The sequence below is a fragment of the Brevibacillus gelatini genome (assembly GCF_050920745.1).
Taxonomy (GTDB): domain Bacteria; phylum Bacillota; class Bacilli; order Brevibacillales; family Brevibacillaceae; genus Brevibacillus; species Brevibacillus gelatini.
Genome location: NZ_CP154342.1, coordinates 2,854,703 through 2,874,138 on the forward strand (window position 1 = coordinate 2,854,703; position 19,436 = coordinate 2,874,138).

General features: G+C 55.4%; 17 protein-coding genes. 2 read left to right on the top strand and 15 right to left on the bottom strand.

Annotation, left to right across the window (positions count from 1 at the left end):
• Nucleotides 1–12 precede the first annotated feature (12 nt).
• From zwf to AAFJ72_RS13735, 3 genes are all read right to left on the bottom strand, one after another.
• Nucleotides 13–1,512 (bottom strand): glucose-6-phosphate dehydrogenase, encoded by a 1,500-nt coding sequence (gene zwf, locus AAFJ72_RS13725; RefSeq protein ID WP_432774359.1) that lies wholly within the window; start codon nt 1,510–1,512, stop codon nt 13–15.
• Nucleotides 1,513–1,801: 289 nt separating this feature from the next.
• Nucleotides 1,802–2,419: an arylformamidase gene (gene kynB, locus AAFJ72_RS13730; RefSeq protein ID WP_432774360.1), complete on the bottom strand. Its 618-nt coding sequence runs from the start codon at nt 2,417–2,419 to the stop codon at nt 1,802–1,804.
• Between the two features lie 141 nt (nt 2,420–2,560).
• Nucleotides 2,561–3,751: an AAA family ATPase gene (locus AAFJ72_RS13735; RefSeq protein WP_432774361.1), complete on the bottom strand. Its 1,191-nt coding sequence runs from the start codon at nt 3,749–3,751 to the stop codon at nt 2,561–2,563.
• Between the two features lie 301 nt (nt 3,752–4,052).
• Here AAFJ72_RS13735 and AAFJ72_RS13740 point away from each other — a divergent pair, with 301 nt between their 5' ends.
• Entirely contained in the window at nt 4,053–4,367 is a 315-nt protein-coding gene (locus AAFJ72_RS13740) for an ArsR/SmtB family transcription factor (RefSeq protein ID WP_432774362.1), read from the top strand.
• 106 nt (nt 4,368–4,473) lie between these two features.
• Nucleotides 4,474–5,547: a saccharopine dehydrogenase gene (locus tag AAFJ72_RS13745; protein WP_432774363.1), complete on the top strand. Its 1,074-nt coding sequence runs from the start codon at nt 4,474–4,476 to the stop codon at nt 5,545–5,547.
• A 90-nt stretch (nt 5,548–5,637) separates the two neighbouring features.
• Here the strand turns inward: AAFJ72_RS13745 and pyrE are convergent, their stop codons facing one another.
• From pyrE to lspA, 12 genes are all read right to left on the bottom strand, one after another.
• The gene (pyrE, locus tag AAFJ72_RS13750; protein ID WP_432774364.1) at nt 5,638–6,276 is read right to left on the bottom strand and encodes an orotate phosphoribosyltransferase; all 639 of its coding nucleotides are present in this window, start codon (nt 6,274–6,276) and stop codon (nt 5,638–5,640) included.
• A 30-nt stretch (nt 6,277–6,306) separates the two neighbouring features.
• Nucleotides 6,307–7,044, bottom strand: a complete 738-nt coding sequence (gene pyrF, locus AAFJ72_RS13755) for an orotidine-5'-phosphate decarboxylase (RefSeq protein WP_432774365.1) — start codon at nt 7,042–7,044, stop codon at nt 6,307–6,309.
• Nucleotides 7,045–7,089: 45 nt separating this feature from the next.
• The gene (gene carB, locus AAFJ72_RS13760; RefSeq protein WP_432774366.1) at nt 7,090–10,305 is read right to left on the bottom strand and encodes a carbamoyl-phosphate synthase large subunit; all 3,216 of its coding nucleotides are present in this window, start codon (nt 10,303–10,305) and stop codon (nt 7,090–7,092) included.
• Nucleotides 10,289–11,386: a carbamoyl phosphate synthase small subunit gene (locus AAFJ72_RS13765; RefSeq protein WP_432774367.1), complete on the bottom strand. Its 1,098-nt coding sequence runs from the start codon at nt 11,384–11,386 to the stop codon at nt 10,289–10,291. Before AAFJ72_RS13765 ends, carB begins: the two co-directional genes overlap by 17 nt.
• A 63-nt stretch (nt 11,387–11,449) precedes the next feature.
• A complete protein-coding gene (locus AAFJ72_RS13770; protein ID WP_432774368.1) occupies nt 11,450–12,730 on the bottom strand; it encodes a dihydroorotase in 1,281 nt (426 codons plus the stop codon).
• The gene (locus AAFJ72_RS13775; protein ID WP_432774369.1) at nt 12,697–13,638 is read right to left on the bottom strand and encodes an aspartate carbamoyltransferase catalytic subunit; all 942 of its coding nucleotides are present in this window, start codon (nt 13,636–13,638) and stop codon (nt 12,697–12,699) included. Before AAFJ72_RS13775 ends, AAFJ72_RS13770 begins: the two co-directional genes overlap by 34 nt.
• A 182-nt stretch (nt 13,639–13,820) precedes the next feature.
• Entirely contained in the window at nt 13,821–15,155 is a 1,335-nt protein-coding gene (locus AAFJ72_RS13780) for a solute carrier family 23 protein (RefSeq protein ID WP_432774370.1), read from the bottom strand.
• Between the two features lie 180 nt (nt 15,156–15,335).
• Nucleotides 15,336–15,875, bottom strand: a complete 540-nt coding sequence (gene pyrR, locus AAFJ72_RS13785; protein WP_122905848.1) for a bifunctional pyr operon transcriptional regulator/uracil phosphoribosyltransferase PyrR — start codon at nt 15,873–15,875, stop codon at nt 15,336–15,338.
• A 210-nt stretch (nt 15,876–16,085) separates the two neighbouring features.
• Nucleotides 16,086–17,429: a TolB family protein gene (locus AAFJ72_RS13790; protein ID WP_432774371.1), complete on the bottom strand. Its 1,344-nt coding sequence runs from the start codon at nt 17,427–17,429 to the stop codon at nt 16,086–16,088.
• Between the two features lie 97 nt (nt 17,430–17,526).
• On the bottom strand, nt 17,527–17,928 hold the full coding sequence (locus tag AAFJ72_RS13795) for a VOC family protein (RefSeq protein ID WP_122905850.1): 402 nt from the start codon (nt 17,926–17,928) through the stop codon (nt 17,527–17,529).
• Between the two features lie 21 nt (nt 17,929–17,949).
• Nucleotides 17,950–18,879: an RluA family pseudouridine synthase gene (locus AAFJ72_RS13800; protein WP_432774372.1), complete on the bottom strand. Its 930-nt coding sequence runs from the start codon at nt 18,877–18,879 to the stop codon at nt 17,950–17,952.
• A 58-nt stretch (nt 18,880–18,937) separates the two neighbouring features.
• Complete coding sequence (gene lspA / locus AAFJ72_RS13805; protein WP_122905852.1) at nt 18,938–19,390, bottom strand: signal peptidase II; 453 nt, start codon at nt 19,388–19,390, stop codon at nt 18,938–18,940.
• Between the last annotated feature and the right edge of the window lie 46 nt (nt 19,391–19,436).

The window sequence follows — 19,436 nt, forward strand, 5'->3', positions numbered from 1 at the left end:
GTCTGGCGCCTCTTACCCATGCATGGGCGCCAGCTCCCGTTCTTCTATATTATCCAGCCACCAGGAAAATCCTTCTTCGCGAAGCAATTCGCACGCGGCCTCGGGTCCGTGTGAACCAGCCTCATAGGTCACAAGCGGAACGAGATTGCGTTCGAAGGCGGCAAGGATCGGCTCCACCCATTTCCACGACAGGCGCACTTCGTTCCAGTGGGCAAAGTAGGTTGAATCTCCGCGCAGCGCATCAAACAGCAGCCGCTCGTACGCCTCGGGAACGTCCTTGTGGCCTGAGTTGAAATTGACCGTTACAGGCTCAATTTTTCCGCTATTGGCCGGATTCTTGCTATTCAACTGCAAGGCGATTCCTTCATTGGGGTGCACGTTGATGATGAGCAGGTTGGGCGCTGTCTTTTCTTGCTGCTCCCGATAAAGCTGCTCCAAAGGATTTTTGAACTCAATGACGATGCGGGTTGCCTTTTCTTTCAGCCGTTTTCCGGTGCGAATGTAAAAAGGCACTCCGCTCCAGAACGGATCGTCAATCCAGACACGTGCCGCAATATACGTTTCCGTCATGGATGCAGGCGATACGCCAGGCTCGTCCCGGTAGCCGACAACAGGCGTCTGCCCGATTTGCCCTGGGCCATACTGGGCGCGCACGACGTTTTTCGCCACCTCTTCGATTGCCATTGGCCGCACTGCCTCCATCACCTTGCGCTTTTGTGCCCGAATATCGGTTGCCGTAATCCGCTTGGGGATGTGCATGGCGACCATCATCAGCATTTGCAGCATGTGGTTTTGCACCATATCGCGAAGCGCTCCGGCCTGCTCGTAAAAGCCTGCTCTTTCCTCCACTCCGACCGTCTCGCTGGCCGTAATCTGCACGTTCGCAATGTGCTGATTGTTCCAAAGCGCAGCCAGAACCGGGTTGGCAAACTCCAGCGCCTCCAGATTTTGCACCATGGCCTTGCCCAAATAATGATCGATCCGGTAAATCTCTTCTTCGGCAAAAGCCTGCGTCAGCTTTTGGTTCAAGTCTTCCGCCGATTGCAGGTCACGCCCGAACGGCTTTTCGATAATCAGGCGCTTCCAGCCTTGCACAGAGCCGAGTCCGCTCTTCTGGATGTTGGCTGCGATCACCTCAAAATATTCGGGGGCCACCGACAGATAGAACATGCGGTTTTGCGGGAGATGCAGCTCTTTTTCCCGTTGCTCGATCCGTTCCAACAGCGGCGCGTATGCAAGAGCGTCCGTCACATCGACTGCCACATACGAAAACGCCGACAAAAACGGCTCAAGCAGCGCCCGGTCGATGTCGTGGCGACGGGAAAAATCCCGGATGGACTGCTCCACACTTTGGATAAACTCTGTATCAGACCAGGCCCTTCTGCCTACGCCGACAATGGAAAAGGCAACGGGCAGCTTTTTATCGACAAACAGATTGAACAAAGCTGGAAAAATTTTGCGTTTTGCCAAATCTCCTGTAGCACCAAAAAGGACAAAGCTCATCGGTTCCATATGCTGTTTCCTTCCTTCCGTACGCTAACCATGCTGACTGGATTATTGTTGCACACCGTTATTATTAGAGAAAACGGCTGCCTTATCAAGCTAAACACCTGCGAAGAATTGCTTCCAGATCTCGCGCTGCCGCGCATGAGACGTGTGCATGAACTGGGATGTCATCGAGAAGACCTCCCCTCTTTTGCAAATCACGCAGGAAGTAAGTTGAGATAAAGCCACTGAAAAACCGTGCATGCCGCTTCCCGGTATGGACGGTTTTTCGCCTGTGATCGCGTTCGCTATAGCGTCAGCGGCGCAGAACGGCGCGGACAGGACTGCCATCGGCATCCGCCAGGGCGAGCGGCAGCGCAATCAGCTCGTAATCGCCAGGCTCGATCTCGTCCAGCAAAAGCCCTTCCAATATATAGATGCCATGCCGGTGCAAGCCATGATGCGCAGGCAGCTCCTTGCTGTCCAGCGGGTCGACAGAAGGCACATCCACGCCGAGCAGCCGGATGCCTTTTTCGGCAAGATACGGCGGCAAATCAGGCCGGAGGTAGCATATCTCTTGGGGAAACTGATGAGGATCGGACCACGACAATGTTTTCAGCAGCAAGCGCGTCACGCCGGACAGATCAACTCCTGCAAAATCGTCAGCGCCAACGCTCGTGCGCCCCGACACATCGACGACTCTCGCCGCCCCCACATACAGATCGAGCGGCAATTCCAGCGTCTTTTTGCCGTCGTCATCAAAATGAAACGGAGCATCTACATGTGTTCCTGTATGGATGCTCATCACGAGCTTTCCTACATTGACGGAGCCACTCTCCGCCTTCGGCCAGTTTACGGTATAGCAATAAGCGGTATCACCTGGCCAGGTCGGCGTAGCTTCCGACAGCGGTCGGGAAATGTCGTACAGCTTCATGTCGATTCCTCCCATTATTTGCTGAATACGCTCGATTATCCTCAGATTAAAGAAAGACAGACGTTGCGTCAATATTGTTTCTATTCCGTAAAAAAGGAGGCGCCGCCTGACTCGCTTTTTCGCGAATGCGGTCCTCCTTTTTCAAATACGCCGATGCATCGCCAAATATTGTTCCACAGCCGCATAATCGCCGCCCGCGTTGATCTTTGGCAAATGCTCCTTGATTGTCCTGAGCCACTCGATTGTCGTCGGCCGGGTTGCCGCTATCGATTCCCGCAGGTCGCTCATCTGGATCGGCCTTTCGATTCCTTTTGTCAGCAGATCATGGAAAACCTGCTCGGTTGCCAGTTCTACCACGTATTCAATATCCGCTCCCGAATAATACTCGGTCCAGCCTGCCAGTTGGGAGTAGTCAATCGGCTCCGAGGGACGGTCTTGCAGTTTCAGGCGGAAAATATCTTCTCGTGCAGCCCGATCGGGTGGCCCGACAAAAAGCAGACGCTCGAAGCCGTTTTCCCGCATCCAGGCCAGGTCGATTTCCCACGGCACATTTGTCGCTCCCAAAACGCGCAGTCTGTCCTTGTCAATCTTCAGCTCCCTCAGCTGCGAAAGCCACTTTCCGGCAGGCGGTAAGCTGCGCGAGGAAGCGAAGGCGTCCGGCTGACAAAAAGCCCCGTCCAGCTCATCTAAAAAAACGAGACACGCTGCTTCTTTGGAAGCCGCATGCCCATATACGGAAGGCACAAACGACTCCGCCCTGCCCAAAACAGTATCTCCACTGACCGCTGCAGGCACAGGCAAAAAGTGAGCGCCGTATTCTTCTGCTGTCGCTTTGGCAAGCAACGACTTGCCGCACCCTGGTGGACCGTAGAGAAGGACTCCCTTTCGCGGGCCAAGTTCAGCGTGCCCCTCCGTCTGTCGTGCGGAAGCAAAAAGCGTGTCGTGAATCGCTGCTTTTACGTGCTCTAAACCGCCAACAGCTTGATAGCGGGTCGTAACAGCAGATCGTTCCTCCTGTTTCGCAACTGTTTTCCCGCTGCCGCGCTCAAACATGGGAATCTGTGCAGCGGGTGTCAAGAGGCAGGGAGAGGTTGCCCGCCTTTCGCTCCCTTTTCCCGTTGCAAATAACGCTGTATCTTCCTTAAGCCTGTTCAGCTCCGTCACGATTTTTCCCTTTATTTTTTCGTTTCCATACGCGAGCGCTTTCGTAAAGGCCTGCATTGCCTCCGTGTGATTCCCCCGCTCCGCTTGCTCCAATCCCAACAGAAACCATGCATGCGCGTTTTCCTTGTCATCGCTCAGCATGCTTTTTATGATCTCGATCTTCGTCATGTGCTTCATCCTCTGCCATCGTTTTCATCGTTTTTATGTATGTGCAGCTTGCGATGGCATGACTTCCATTCTAGGGAAAAAGTCTTCCATCCCATCCGAAAACGGAGCGCGAATGTCTTTATTATAATGCAAACGTCCTGCAAGCAGAATATGGTAAAACGCAAATGAGCAGTTGGTCCCTTGAAACGGACAACCAATCCTTTTGGAATGGATACTGCAAAGCCGAGGTTTCGTGTTGCAAAGAAAAGGAAGAAGCTTTATACTACGTTCAAATGATTAAGTTTATTAACGGAGTGTAGCGATGAGTCAGCCAACCTGTACCGAAAAAGCCATTCAAATTTTCATGCAATTAAGCCCCTATTTCCAAGGACTGGGCGATCCGGTTCGCCAGCAAATCGTCGCGCTGCTGATTGACAAGGAGAGCTTGAACGTCTCGCAAATCGCGGAACACATTCCCATGTCCAGACCGACAGTTTCGCACCATTTGAAAATTTTGCGGCAGGCTGGGTTGCTTCAGGCGCAGAAGAAAGGGACAGAGATTTACTACCGTCTGGAAATTGCGGAGGCGATCAGCCTGTTTAAGCAGCTTGTTCAGTTTGTGGAGGAAGAGTGTTAGAACGCCATCGCAGCCAGCACCACGGGACAAAGTGTCCCTTTTCTTAACCTCCTTATGTTAATAAACTTAAACGAATAAACCTTTAATCTAAGGAGTGCGTGAGAAAATGGAGAAAAAAGTATTAATTGCAGGCGGGTATGGGACCGTCGGCAGCCAAATCGCGAAAATTTTGCACGATCAAAACCAGGAGTTGCAATTGCTCTTGGGCGGCAGACATCCGGGAAAGCCGCTTCCTTTCGCTTCCCCGCGGCTGCATTCGCTATTCGTAGACACGACCGCGCAAGATCCGCTTGCCCACGCTCCTGATGACTTGTCGCTCATCATCAACGCGGTCAACGATCCGGATGACTCCCTGTTGCTTGCTGCCGTCTCGCGCCGCATTCCAGTTGTCGACATTACGCGCTGGACCGAGCGATTCACGCGCGCAATCGAGCGGCTGAGCAAAAGCGAGCTGCAGTCTCCCGTCGTTCTCACCTCCGGCTGGATGGCAGGCACGCCCGCCCTGTTTGGCAAACTGCATGCCGCTGACCTGCAAGATGTAACAATCGACATTTTTGCGCTGTACGCTATGCAGGACAAGGCCGGGCCGGATTCTGCCGCCTACATGAACCGTTTGACCATTCCGTTTGACATCTACACGAAAGGCGCGGCGCGAACGGTATTGCCCATGTCCGAGCCGCTTGCCGTTACGTTTCCGGGCGGCTTTCGCACGAACTGCTACCGGCTGGACACTCCCGATCACCTGACGCTCGTGCAGGTGCCGTCTGTCACCTCCGCCATCTTCCGCATCGCTTTCGATCAGAAATGGGCGACGACGGCGCTCGTTTCGCTCGTGCGCAGCGGCATATGGAAGCTGCTCGGGCAAAAGCTGCGGCAAAGCATCCTGTACAACCCGGGCCAGGGCGCGGCTCACGAAGTCGTCGTTCAGATTGCGGGCCGCGATCAGCGCGGCGTGCGCATCCGTCGCCAGGTAGAGATCAGCGATCCAAACGGGCAGACTCATTTGACGGCGACAGGCGCGGCCATCCAGGCCCAGCGCATACTGGCAGACAAGGGCACAGCAGCGACACCAGGCCTCTTTTTTCCGGAAAGCCTGGCTGCGTCGCAGGCCGATGAGCCGTGGATCACTGCCTATTACGAAGCAGAAGGGGTGAACATCCGGGTGAAACAATTGAGCTGACCCGCACCCACAACCCGCTTGCTGAAAAAAAGAGTGGAGCAGTCTTCCCGACTGTCTCCACTCTTCGCAAGTTTTTGCAACATCCTTGTATTATTCAAAAAACGTCCGCGGGGATTTGCGCCATTCGCCCAGCACGTTTTCCTGCTCAGCGGTAATCACGCCTTGCTCTTTTGCTGCCTCAAGCAGTGCCGTGTAATTGGAAATGGTCGTGCAAGGAATGCCTGCTTCGGCAAACAAAGCTTCGGCATCGGGGAACTGGTAGCTGAAAATCGCCACCACGCCAAGCACTTCGCCGCCTTCTGCCTGAACCGCCTGTGCTGCTTTCAGGGAGCTGCCGCCTGTGGAAATCAAGTCTTCGATGACCACTACTTTTTGCCCTGTGGACAGCGCACCCTCGATCTGGTTTTGTCTGCCGTGGCCTTTGGCCTTGTCCCGCACGTAAATCATCGGCAGGTCGAGCAGCTCCGCGACCCAGGCCGCGTGCGGAATGCCCGCCGTAGCTGTTCCTGCCACGACTTGCGCGTCCGGATAACGCTCCTTGATAAGCGCGGCAAACGCGCCCGCAATCGCCCGACGAACATGCGGATAAGACATCGTAATCCGGTTGTCGCAATAAATCGGGGATTTGATCCCGGAAGTCCAGGTAAAAGGCTGTTCCGGGCGCAGGTGAACCGCTCCGATTTCCAAAAGGTGCGCCGCAATCTGTTTCGCCGTTGTCGTTGTCGTCATTTCTTCCATCCCTTCCCGCGTGAATGCTTGTTACGCACGATCTGCCTCGACCGCTGCCACAATGCTTTGCCATACGCCTGCCGGATCGCTTGCTCCGGTGATGGCGCGTCCGATCACGAGATAGTCGCTGCCCAGGCGGAATGCCTGTTCCGGCGTCGTAATCCGCGTCTGGTCGCCCTGGTCTGTCCCCAGCGGGCGAATGCCGGGTGTGACGGTGACGAACGAGTCGCCCGCCGCCTTTTTAATCAGCGGCACTTCCAGCGGTGAAGCGACAACCCCGTCCAGTCCAGCCTGCTTGGTCAGCTTCGCGTAGTGTACCACTACGTCTTCCACCGTGCCTGGAATTGCCAGCTCGTCGTTCATCGTTTGCTTGCCTGTTGAGGTCAGCATCGTCACGCCGATCAGGAGAGGACGACGAGCGCCAGCCGCTGTCCCCTGCTCCAGTCCTTCCCTCGCCGCTGCCATCATCGCTGTGCCGCCAGCCGCATGGACGTTAACCATGTCCGCTCCGAGACGGGCAAGGCTTTTCATCGCGCCTTTGGCTGTGTTGGGAATGTCGTGCACCTTCAAGTCGACGAACACCTTCAAGCCTTGTTCTTTCAGGTACGCAACGATGGCAGGCCCTTCGGCATAGGCCAGCTCCATCCCCACTTTTACGTAGCGGATATGCCCTTGCAACCGCTCCAGGCATTTTTTCACTTCATCCATGCTGGAAAAGTCGAGCGCAACAATCATACGCTCCCGCACATCTGTCAGTTGTTGTTGCACACTGCTCTCCCCTTTTTTCTTCCTGCCGTAATGGCTTGGGTCCGTTTATGCAGTCACCGTGGCGACTTTGGCACCTGCGCGCTGGGCAGGCATCGCTTCTGTCGAGAAGGTGATCGTTTCCAGTACGTGCAACAGAGCCGAAGCCGTATCCAGCGACGTCAGGCAAACTGCGCCGTTCTCCACTGCCTCACGGCGAATGCGGAAGCCGTCGCGCTGCGGCGTTTTGCCTTTGGTCAGCGTGTTGAGCACGATCTTGGCCTCGCCGGTATGGATCACGTCGAGCAGATTCGGCGTGCCCTCGGACAGTTTGTTGACACGCGTCACAGGCAGGCCAGCCTGTTCCAGATAATCCGCTGTGCCCGCTGTCGCCATCAGCTTGAAGCCAAGCTGACGGAAGCGTTTCACGATGGCGAGCGCCTCTTGCTTGTCTTTGTCGGCAACCGTGACGAGCAAGGTGCCTTGCGTCGGGATGTTCATGCCTGCTGCGAGCAGCCCTTTGTACAGCGCCTTGGCGAGGGTGCTTTCGCGGCCCATGACTTCCCCGGTGGATTTCATTTCCGGTCCGAGCGTAATATCGACGCGGCGCAGCTTCGCAAAGGAGAACACGGGCACTTTTACCGATACGACAGATTCTTCCGGATGGTAGCCAGGCGTGAACCCTTGTTCGACGATGGAGTGGCCGAGAATCGCTTTCGTCGCGATGTTCGCCATCGGGATGCCTGTCACCTTGGACAGGAATGGCACGGTACGGGACGAACGCGGGTTAACCTCGATCACATACGGACGGTCTTTGTAGATGACAAACTGGATGTTGAGCAGCCCTTTGATTTGCAGCGCCCGCGCGATCTTCGTCGTCATTTCGATCAGCTCGTCCTTGATCGCCTGGGACAATGATTGCGGCGGATAAACCGCGATGGAGTCGCCGGAGTGCACCCCTGCACGCTCGATGTGCTCCATGATGCCTGGGATCAGGACGTTCTCCCCGTCGCAGATCGCATCGACTTCGGCCTCTACGCCGACCATGTAACGGTCGACCAGTACCGGATGATCCGGGTTGACCTTCACCGCTTTTTCCATGTACTCCAAAAGCTCAGCCTGATTGTAGACGATTTCCATGGCGCGTCCGCCAAGTACGTACGATGGGCGCACGAGTACCGGGAAGCCGAGCGCTTCCGCTGCGACCACTGCTTGCTCTACGGAGGTTACGGTTTTGCCTGGCGGTTGCGCGATGTCGAGGCTGCGCAGCAGCGCTTCGAACTTCTCGCGGTTTTCCGCTGCGTCGATGTTTTCCAGGCTCGTTCCGAGTATCTTGATGCCGCGCTCTGCCAGTTTATCAGCCAGGTTGATCGCGGTTTGACCGCCGAATTGGACGATTACGCCTTCCGGTTTTTCCACGTCGAGAATGTTCATCACGTCTTCGATGTACAGCGGCTCGAAGTACAGGCGATCCGAAGTGTTGAAGTCTGTCGATACCGTTTCCGGGTTGTTGTTGATAATCACAGCCTCGTAGCCAGCTTCGCGCAATGCCCAGACTGCATGCACGGTCGCATAGTCAAATTCGATCCCCTGGCCGATGCGAATCGGGCCGGAGCCGAGCACGACCACGCGTTTTTTGCCTGTTTCGATGCGCTCGTCCTCTACCTCATAGCTGGAGTAGTAATACGGGGTTTGCGCTTCAAATTCGGCTGCACACGTGTCGACCATTTTGTACACAGGGACATAGCCTTTTTCCTTGCGCAGCGCGCGGACTGCCTCTTCCGTCTCGCCGCACAGTTCGGCGATTTTGCGGTCGGTGAAGCCCATCCGTTTTGCTTCAAACAGCTTCTCCGCCGTCAAGCCGTTTGCCAGCTCTTTTTCAAAATAAACCATTTTCTGGAATTTGTGCAAGAAGAACAGGTCGATCTTCGTCAGGCTGTGCAGCTGCTCGATGGTCCAGCCGCGGCGCAGCGCCTCTGCCAACAGGAACAGCCGCTCGTCGTCCGCTTGCACCAGACGGGCCTTCAGTTCCTCATCGCTGATTTCTTCTGTTCCTTTGATCTCGATATGGTACGTGCCGATCTCCAGGGAACGGATCGCTTTCATGATTGACTCTTCAAACGTGCGTCCGATCGCCATGACTTCGCCAGTCGCTTTCATTTGCGTACCGAGCTTGCGGTTGGCAGACTGGAACTTGTCAAAAGGCCAGCGCGGGATTTTGCTGACGATGTAGTCGAGTGTCGGCTCGAAGCAGGCATACGTTTGTCCCGTTACCGGGTTTTTCAGCTCATCCAGGGTGTAGCCGATGGCGATTTTCGCCGCCATTTTGGCAATCGGGTAGCCTGTCGCCTTGGAAGCGAGCGCAGACGAACGGCTCACGCGCGGGTTTACCTCGATGACGTAGTATTGGAAGCTGTGCGGATCGAGCGCGTATTGCACATTGCAGCCGCCTTCGATGCCGAGTGCGCGGATGATGTTCAGCGCAGACGAGCGCAGCATTTGATACTCGCGGTCCGCAAGCGTCTGGCTCGGCGCTACGACGATGGAGTCACCTGTGTGCACGCCGACCGGGTCGATGTTTTCCATGTTGCAGACGACGATGCAGTTGTCGTTGGCATCGCGCATGACTTCGTACTCGATTTCTTTCATGCCGGCAATGCTGCGCTCGATCAGGCATTGTGTAATCGGCGAGTATTTCAGGCCGCTCGCCACAATTTCGCGCAGGCTTTCTTCGTCTTCGCAAATGCCGCCGCCAGTTCCGCCCAAGGTGTAGGCAGGGCGCACGATGATTGGGTAGCCGATTTCATTGGCAAAATCTACGGCTTCCTCTACGGTGCTGACAATCACGGATTCCGGTACCGGCTCGCCCAGCTCTTTCATGAGCGCGCGGAACAGTTCGCGGTCTTCCGCCTGCTTGATCGATTCCAGCTTCGTACCGAGCAGCTTCACATTTTCCTCTTCCAAAATGCCCGCTTCCGCAAGAGCGACGGCCATGTTCAGACCCGTTTGTCCGCCGAGCGTAGGCAAAAGTCCGTCCGGCTTTTCCTGGCGGATGACACGCGCGACAAACTCAGGCGTGATCGGCTCAATGTACACTTTGTCCGCCATGTTGGTGTCCGTCATGATGGTCGCCGGGTTGGAGTTAATCAAGACAACCTCCATGCCTTCTTCCTTCAACGCTTCGCAAGCCTGTGTGCCTGCGTAGTCAAACTCGGCGGCCTGCCCGATGACAATCGGACCAGACCCGATGACGAGGATTTTTTTCAGATTAGCGAGTTTTGGCATGAGTCTTTTCCTCCTTAGCGGTTTCCAGCATCGCAAGAAACTGGTCGAACAGATAGCCGGAGTCGTATGGGCCTGGCGCCGCTTCCGGGTGGTACTGGACGGAGAAGGCGTTCTTCGCTTTGTTGCGCAGCCCTTCGACAGTTCCGTCGTTGAGGGCAATATGGGTAACTTCCAGCTCCGTTCCTGCGAGCGAATCTTCTTTTACAGCGTAGCTGTGGTTTTGGGAAGTAATGTATGTGCGTCCGGTTGTCAGCTCTTTTACCGGATGGTTGCCGCCGCGGTGTCCGAATTTCATTTTCATCGTGTCGGCGCCAGAGGCGAGCGCGAACAGTTGATGGCCGAGACAGATGCCGAACAGCGGGTATTCTCCCAGAATGCTGCGAATCATCTCGATTGCTTGCGGCACGTCTTTCGGGTCGCCAGGGCCGTTGGACAAAAGGATGCCGTCTGGCTGGATGCGGTGGATTTCTTCTGCCGTCACGTTGTACGGCACGACTACCACGTCGCAGTTTCGCTTGGTCAGCTCGCGCAAAATGCCGTGCTTGGAGCCGAAATCTACCAGTACGACGCGATGGCCTGTGCCTGGGCAGCTAAATACGCTTTTGGTAGAGACGCGGGAAACTTGATCGGTCATCAAGGTGGTGTTGTTCAGGGCGGCGAGCAGTTCGGCCAACGGGGCTTCGCTCGTCGTAATCATGCCCTTCATCGTGCCGTGGTAGCGGATTTTTCGCGTCAGCATCCGCGTGTCCACGCCAGCAATCCCCGGGATGTCGTATGTTTTCAGCAGCTCATCCAGCGTGTTCGTATTCCGCCAGTTGCCCGGCATATCGCAATGCTCGCGGACGACGAAGCCGTGAATGTACGGACGAACCGCTTCGAAGTCGTCGCGGTTGATCCCGTAGTTGCCGATCAGCGGGTAGGTCATGGTTACGATCTGCCCGCAGTAGGACGGGTCAGACAAAACCTCCTGATAGCCTGTCAGTCCTGTGTTGAAGACGACTTCTCCGTAGGATTCCTTCGTCGCTCCGAACGCCGTTCCGATAAATTCTGTTCCGTCTTCCAAAATCAATCTTGCACGCATCTATGCTCCTCCTTCAATTTCGTGTCAAAGCCGCCTTCTCCCGCGGACACTGGCTGCCAGTCTCTACGCGTCATGATGGACGATCTTGCCGTCTACCAGTGTCAGGATCGGCCATCCTTTGCACGCCCATCCGGCGAACGGTGTATTGGTTCCTTTGCTCGCAAAAGTTGTCGGATCAATCGTCTTTTCTGTCGTCAGGTCAATGACGGTGATGTCTGCTGCCGCCCCGACCTCCAGCCGTCCGTACGGCAGGCCGAAAGCTTTCGCTGGCTCCACTGTCAAAAGTTCAACCAGTCTTTGCAAAGTCAGCTCGCCTGTTTGCACGAGGTTCGTGTAGAGCAGCGGGAAGGCTGTCTCCAGACCGACGATGCCAAATGGCGCGCGGGCCATGCCGTTTGCTTTTTCTTCCTGGGTGTGTGGCGCATGGTCTGTGGCGATCATGTCAATCGTGCCGTCCTTGAGTCCGGCGATCAGCGCTGCACGGTCCTCGCGGGAACGAAGCGGCGGATTCATTTTCCAGTTCGTATCCAGGCTGTCCGGGATGTCCTCGTCGCACAGCAGCAGATGGTGCGGTGTCACCTCGCACGTTACGTTGACGCCGGCGCGTTTTCCGTCGCGCACCAGACGCACGGATTCTTTGGCACTGATGTGGCAGACGTGGTAGTGCACACCTGTCTGCTCCGCCAGCAAAATGTCGCGTCCGACGTGAATGGACTCCGACTCGGAAGGAATGCCAGGCAGTCCGTGGCGTGCAGCGACCACGCCGTCGTGCAGGGCGGCTCCCGGGATCAGCAGGTCTTCGTCCTCGCAGTGAGCCACGATGGAGATTCCGAGCTCGGCTGCTGCTTTCATCGCTTTTTTCATCATCGCCGTCGACTGTACGCCGACGCCGTCATCAGTCAGGGCAAAAATTCCCGCTTCTTTCAAGGCGGCGAAGTCTGTCAGTTCTTTTCCCAGTTGGCGTACGGTGATTGCGCTGTACGGAATCACGCGCGCCAGTCCCGCTTCGCGCGCTTTGTCCAGGATATAGGTCACTGTTTCGACGCTGTCGATGGACGGGCGCGTGTTCGGCATGCAGGCAATCGTGGTAAAGCCGCCGCGCACCGCCGCTTTTGCTCCGGTTGCAATCGTTTCTTTATGCTCGAAGCCTGGCTCGCGCAGATGGACGTGGACGTCGATCAGTCCCGCGCTAATCATCCCGCCTTTGCAATCTACCCATTCATGGCCGTCGCGGGAAAGCTTCTCCCCGATCGCCACGATTCGTCCTTCTTCTATCAAAATTTCTGCCGGAGTGAGTTCCCCCGCCTGATTCAGTACGTTGCCGTTTCCAAGGATGATTCCCATTTTTTCTCGCTCCCTTTCAGCAAAGTTTCCAGCACTGCCATTCTCGCTGCGACTCCGTTGGTTACTTGTTTTTGAATCAAGGATGTTTCGCATTCTACCAGGTCGGTGTGAATTTCAACTCCGCGATTGACCGGGGCCGGATGCATGATGACCGCGCCTGGCTTCATCATTTTGGCCCGCTCAAGTGTGAGCCCGTATGACTTGTGGTACTCTTCCTTGGAGACGTAGAGCGTTTCGGCATGGCGCTCCAGTTGTACGCGAAGCATCATCACGACGTCTGCTGTCTGAACCGCTTCCTCCATGCCGACAACCTTGACGCCTTGCGGGGTTTGCGCTGGCATCATGGAAGGCGGGCCTGCGAGCATCAGATTCATGCCCAGCTTCGGCATGGCGTGCAGATGCGAGCCGAGCACACGGCTGTGACGCAAGTCTCCGATGATTGCGACCGTCAAGCCTTCCAGCATCCCGAACTGCTGCTTCATGGTCAGCAGGTCGAGCAGACATTGGGTCGGATGCTCGTTTGTTCCGTCGCCCGCGTTAACCAGCTTCAGGTCGACGCTTTGGGCGAGCTCTTGCAGCAGTCCTTCTTTTTTCGTGCGGATCACGGCTGCTTCCACGCCCATCGCTTCCAGTGTGCGGATCGTGTCGTACACCGTCTCGCCTTTTACGGTGGAGGAGGTTTCCGGAATGAAGTTCAACACATGTGCGCCAAGTCGCTTTTGTGCCACCTCGAACGAAAAACGGGTTCTGGTGCTGGCTTCAAAGAACAGGTTCGCCACAAAGCGGCCGTGCAGAATGTCGGCCTGCTCGCCCGGTCTCTCGGCCCAGTGCTGCGCGCGGTCCAGGAGCTGGACGATCTGTTGCTTGGACAAGTCTTTCAGGCCAATCAAGTGCGCTAGGTTGTTCATGGAAATCCCTCCGGTTACTCTGTTTTTTCCTGTTTTCTCGAAAGAAAAAGCTTCCTGTCATGCTCGCCTCTCGAAAGGCAAGCGAGACAAGAAGCCGATCCGGCGCCATTTTTGGGCAGCCAAAACAGCGTTCTCTGCCTTGCCAGCCTCTCGGGACTGGATTTAAAGGTACGAGGAACGTTTTAGGCAATTTGTTTTTCGTCTCCGCGGGACGCTTCTCCCATCGCGGACTCTTTGCCCGGCAGGATCAGGTGCAAAAAGATTCCCAGGAAGGTGGAGAATGCGATATTGTCAATGGTCAGGTCGCTTAGCATCCCGATACCGGCGAAGCTGATTTTGTATCCGCCAATTCCCGTTACCAGGATGGCAGCCGCGACGATCATGTTGCGCTTGTTGGCAAAATCCACTTTGTTTTCTACATACATCCGCAAGCCTTGCGCAGCAATAATTCCGAACAGGATGATGGAGACACCGCCAAGCACAGGCGTCGGAATCGTCATCAGCAGGGCGCTGATTTTGCCAATGAAGGCGAACAGGATGGCGAATACGGCAGCCAGACCGATGACTACTCTGCTGTATACGCGTGTGATAGCGAGCACCCCGATGTTTTCACCATACGTCGTTGCAGGCGGTCCGCCGATGAAAGCCGCCAGGGAAGTAGCGATCCCATCCCCGAGCAGGCTGCGGTGCAGGCCCGGATTTTTCATCAGGTCGCGATCCATGACCTTGCTTGTTACCAAAAGGTGGCCCAGATGCTCGGCCAGGGTAACGAACGCGACTGGCGCGATGACAAGCGCTGCGATCCAGGCTGAACCGTCACCGATGACACTCATCACTTCGCCCACCTTGAATGGCGGAGCGGCAAACCATTCTGCTTCCCTCAACTTTTGAAAATCAATCAGTCCAGGGTGACGCACGAGCGTGTACACATAACCGACGATAATTCCGATCAGGATGGGAATCAGACCAAGGAAGCCGCGCAGCAGCACCGCTGCCAGGATAGTCACCAGCATGGTCACGAGCGAAATTTCAATCGAGGTCAGCGAAATTTGCGGCTGTCCGTCTACCGCCACCTTTGTTGCCATATCTACCGCTACACCAGCAAGACTAAGCCCGATGACGACGATAACCGAAGCAATCACAACAGGCGGCAGCACTTTGTCCAGCCATTTAACCCCTGCCTTTTGCACAATGGCGGCTACGATGATGTACACGATCCCTGACAGGAAACAGCCGAGCAAGGCCGTTCCGACTCCGTGCGACGCCGTTACTGCGATAATCGGACCGATGAAGGCGAAGGACGAGCCAAGGTAGTTCGGAATTTTTCCTTTGGTGATAAAGAGGAACAGCAGCGTCCCGATCCCGCTCGTCAAAAGGGCGGTAGCGGCATCCAGTCCGGTCAGGATCGGCACCAGCACCGTTGATCCAAACATCGCGAACAAGTGTTGAATGGACAATGGCAGCAAATTGGAAATATGCGGTATTTCATCAACGTCTACATAGTTTTTTTGGCTCATGACTTTATCTTCCCCCTAAGCTTCTTTTTCTTTCCTCTCGTTGTCTTTCCCTCATGTCCTGTTGGCAAACAAAAAACCTCTTTGTGCGGACACAAAGAGGCCAGCTTCACCATATGCGCATGGGAAGATTCCTGCCTCTTGTCGACCTCACGGGATCGCTATTAAAGAGGGTTCCTTTATTTAGATGAGTTGGCGGATGGATACAATATCCATCAAGTCTACCTCCGACAATTGCACATCGACGATTTCGGTGCGTGCTGTCGGCAAATTTTTTCCAACGAAATCCGGGCGAATCGGCAACTCGCGATGACCACGGTCAACGAGTACCGCCAGTTGAATCATCCGCGGACGCCCGCTGTCGATCAACGCATCCAAAGCGGCGCGTACCGTCCGTCCCGTATAGAGAACGTCATCCACGAGAATGACGGTTTTTCCTGTGATTTGCTCCGGAAGCTGCGCGCCTTGCAGAACCGCGTCTTCCGATTTGTGCTGGAGATCATCGCGGTAAAACGTAATGTCCAGCTCACCGACTGGTACTTTGACGTTTTCGATCATCTCGATTCTTTCGACCAGACGCTTCGCGAGGTAAATCCCTCTGGTCTTGATGCCAACGATGATACAGTCCTCGACACCCTTGTTTCGCTCGATAATTTCGTGGGCGATGCGAGTAAGCGCGCGGCGGATGGCCGCTTCATCCATGATGACACTTTTGTTAATCATCTCGATCCCTCCTCGACGGGAACTGTGGCTTTACGAAAAAAGGCTCCTTGTCAGGAGACAAGAAGCCTTAGGACAAAGAGGCCAGCTTGCGCCATGCCTGATTGTCGATCCGTGCCCTTGCCAGCCTCACTGGACTGGATTTAAAGGTTCCTTTCGTCAATTAGGATTATGTCACGAAACAAGCCCGGTGTCAACGCAATAGAAAGAAATCTAACTATTCCAATAGACAGCGATCCATTCCGGCAAGTAGTTGCCGTAGTAGCCAATATCTCCGGTAATGCCTTTGACCAGCTCGCTTTCTTTTCCGTCTGCCTGATAGAAAAGCGAACCGCTATCGACCTGGTCGAGCCGCAGGAACAAAAGCTTGCTTCCATCCGGTGACGGAGACGGATAATAATCAGCTGTTTGCTCCGCACCTTTTGTCAGAGGCTGTTCTGCGCCGTTTGCATTCCTTGTCCAGATGCGTTGGCCAGGAACCATCATCTTGTCAGTATCAAACGCATGGTTTGTCGCTTTTCCTCTGGAGAAAAACAGCGTGTACGGCGGCTTTGCTGACCAGACCGGATACGTGTCCACGCTGTCAGCCGGACTCGCCGAGACGACTTTTCCGTCGCGACCTGCCAGCTTCAACTGTTTGTTTTGCGTCGCCATCCGGTCCGTACCGTCGATGAAGGCGAGCTGCTGGCTGTTCGCCGTCCAGGCGAGCCACTGCGGGTAAGCCAGGCCTGTGCCCAGCTCGATCGGCTTTTTCGCTGGCTGCTTCAAGTTAAACAACTGGATCGGCACGCCGTCCGCTGACAACGAAGCAGCATTGTATTGCACATAGTAGGCGACGAGTTGGCCGTCGGGCGATACCTTCATTTTCGTGGCCGCCAGCCCGTAGATGTCTTCTTCGCCATTGGGCGGTTCTGCAATCGGATAAGTAGCCAATGGCTGTCCGGCCAGATTTTGCAGGACAAACGTCATCGGACGGTTTTTCCCCGCCGCTGTGGAGGTCAAAAGCGCTTCTCCGTCGGGCATCCAGGTAAAGTCGTAAAATTCGGCAGGCGTCTCGGCTCCTCTGACCACTTCTCCATTGTCGCGGATGTCTTTGAGCACGAGCACGGTTCGCGACTGCTCGCCGCTACCGATCTCGACGGTATAAGCCACCTGGTTCCTTTTCGGCGACCATTTCGGCACGCCTGTCACGGGCCTGTCGTCGAGCTGAACCGCTCCGCTGCCATCCGCGCGGACGAGCCACAAGTAGCCGGGAGCGGAATAACGGCTATCTCCTTTGTATTGCACGAACAAAAGCCATTGGCCATCACCGGACCAGCCGACGATTTCCGCCAGCCCGTCTTTCGTAATCGGCTTTGGCGTGCCGTTTTTGTCCTGCAGATTCAAAACAAACAACTGCTGATTGCTCGTAAAGGCGATTTGCGCCGGGACGGTCACTTCCTTGTTGCTTCTCGTCGGAAGCTCCCTCTGTTCGGCTGCCAGGGACTGCCCGCCCGCAAGCGTCAGCATGCCGAGCATCGCCGCCACACAAGTTACTTTGCGCCATGTTCCCTTCATCGAATCCTCTCCTCACCAGGACAGTATTTGAAAAAAACGCCAGAAAAAGCGGCTTCCTTCTTCTAGCGTTTTCGCATCGCAAAACCTTTATGTACAATCACAAGCTAGCAGGGGCAAGCAGCAAAAAGCGGTTGCCGTACAAATCCTCAAAAATTGCTTCCGTCCCGTAGACGACTTCGACAGGCTCGCTGACAAACTTCACGCCGCGCTCGCGCATCGTTTCATACGTCTGCCAAAAATCGTCCGTCTCCCATACCCACATCGGGTTTTTGCCAACAGCCGCAAGCATCTCCCGGGCGATTTCCTCCCGATGCCAATGGGTAGGATCATGCAGCACGATCTCCGGCTCCTGACCGGGAAGGCCGACCGTCAACCAGCGCGAGCCGTCGTCCATGCGCGTATCCATCCGTTTTTCAAAGCCGAGCTTTTCCGTGTAAAACTGCAGAGCTTCCTCGCAATCGCGAACGTACAGTGTCACATGCGCCAGTCTTTTCAGCACTTGCCTTCCTCCCGTCTCTTTTTAAGCCTGTCTGAGAAAATCGATAAGATCGGTCAAATCTTTTGGCATCGGCGCCTCGAACTCCAGCCGCTCCTGCGTGCGCGGGTGGGTGAAGCCGAGCGTCTTCGCATGCAGGGCCTGTCCGTCGATCTCCAGCGTGTTTTTCGGTCCGTACTTCGGATCGCCCGCCAGCGGATAGCCGATGTATTTCATGTGGACGCGAATTTGGTGTGTTCGCCCCGTCTCCAGCTTCAACTCCACCAGCGTGTATTCCTTGAAGCGCTCCAGTACGATAAAATGCGTCACAGCAGGTTTGCTGTTTTCAAAGACGACCGCCATCTGCTGGCGATTTTTCGGATCGCGTCCGATTGGCGCGTCGATTGTGCCCACCTCGTGCGGAATGACCCCGTGGACGATCGCGACATACGTGCGCGTCACAGAGTGCTCCTTCAACTGTTCGGCCAGGCCGATATGCGCCTTGTCGTTCTTTGCGACCATCAGCAGCCCTGACGTATCCTTGTCGATGCGGTGCACGATCCCCGGACGAAGGACGCCGTTAATGCCGGACAAATCTTTGCAGTGTGCCAAAAGTCCGTTGACGAGCGTGCCGCTGTAATGACCCGGAGCCGGGTGCACGACCAGTCCGCGCGGCTTGTTGACGACGACGACATCGCTGTCCTCGTAGACGATCTCAAGCGGCATCGGCTCCGGCTTGATCGCCATTTCCTTTGGTGGCGGAACGCGCAGCGTAACCTCGTCTTCTGTCTGCAGCTTGTAATTGTTCTTGACCGGCTCCCCGTTTACCGTTACGCGGCCTTCCTTGATCCACGCCTGCACCTGCGAGCGCGACCAGTCATCATTTTGCAGCGTGATGAACTTGTCGATCCGCTCGCCTGCATCCTCAGGCTCCACGTTCCAATCATAACGTTCAAACAATTGCGTGTCGTTCATGTTTGTCTCCTTAACAAAGTTACTGTCCGTACTCGTCTAGTATCACCAAACAACAGCATTACCGTCCGCTTTTCCTGCCTTCCAGGAAAACATCCAGCAGCAAGATGCCGACGCCGATGGTAATGGCCATGTCCGCGACGTTGAAAATCGGGAAGTTAATCAGGGTGAAATCCAAAAAGTCCACGACTTGTCCAGTCGTTGCGCGGTCGATAAAGTTACCGATGGCTCCGCCCAACACGAGGGACAATGCCAGAGATGCGCGCGGCTGTTTTTTGCCAAGGCGAATCAGCGAAACCACGATGCCGACGACGACGACAACCGTAATGACAATAAAGAGCCAGCGCTGATTTTGCAAAATGCCAAACGCGGCCCCCATGTTGCGGTGCGAGGTGAGATGAAACACATCCGCGATCAGCGGGATGGATTCTCCCCGCTCCATATTGTTCACTACAAGGTGCTTGGTCCACTGATCCAGTCCGATAATCACAGCCGCAATTAGAAAATACAACAAGGGAATGTCCTCCTTCATCTGCTTCGACCAGCCATGAAAACACAAT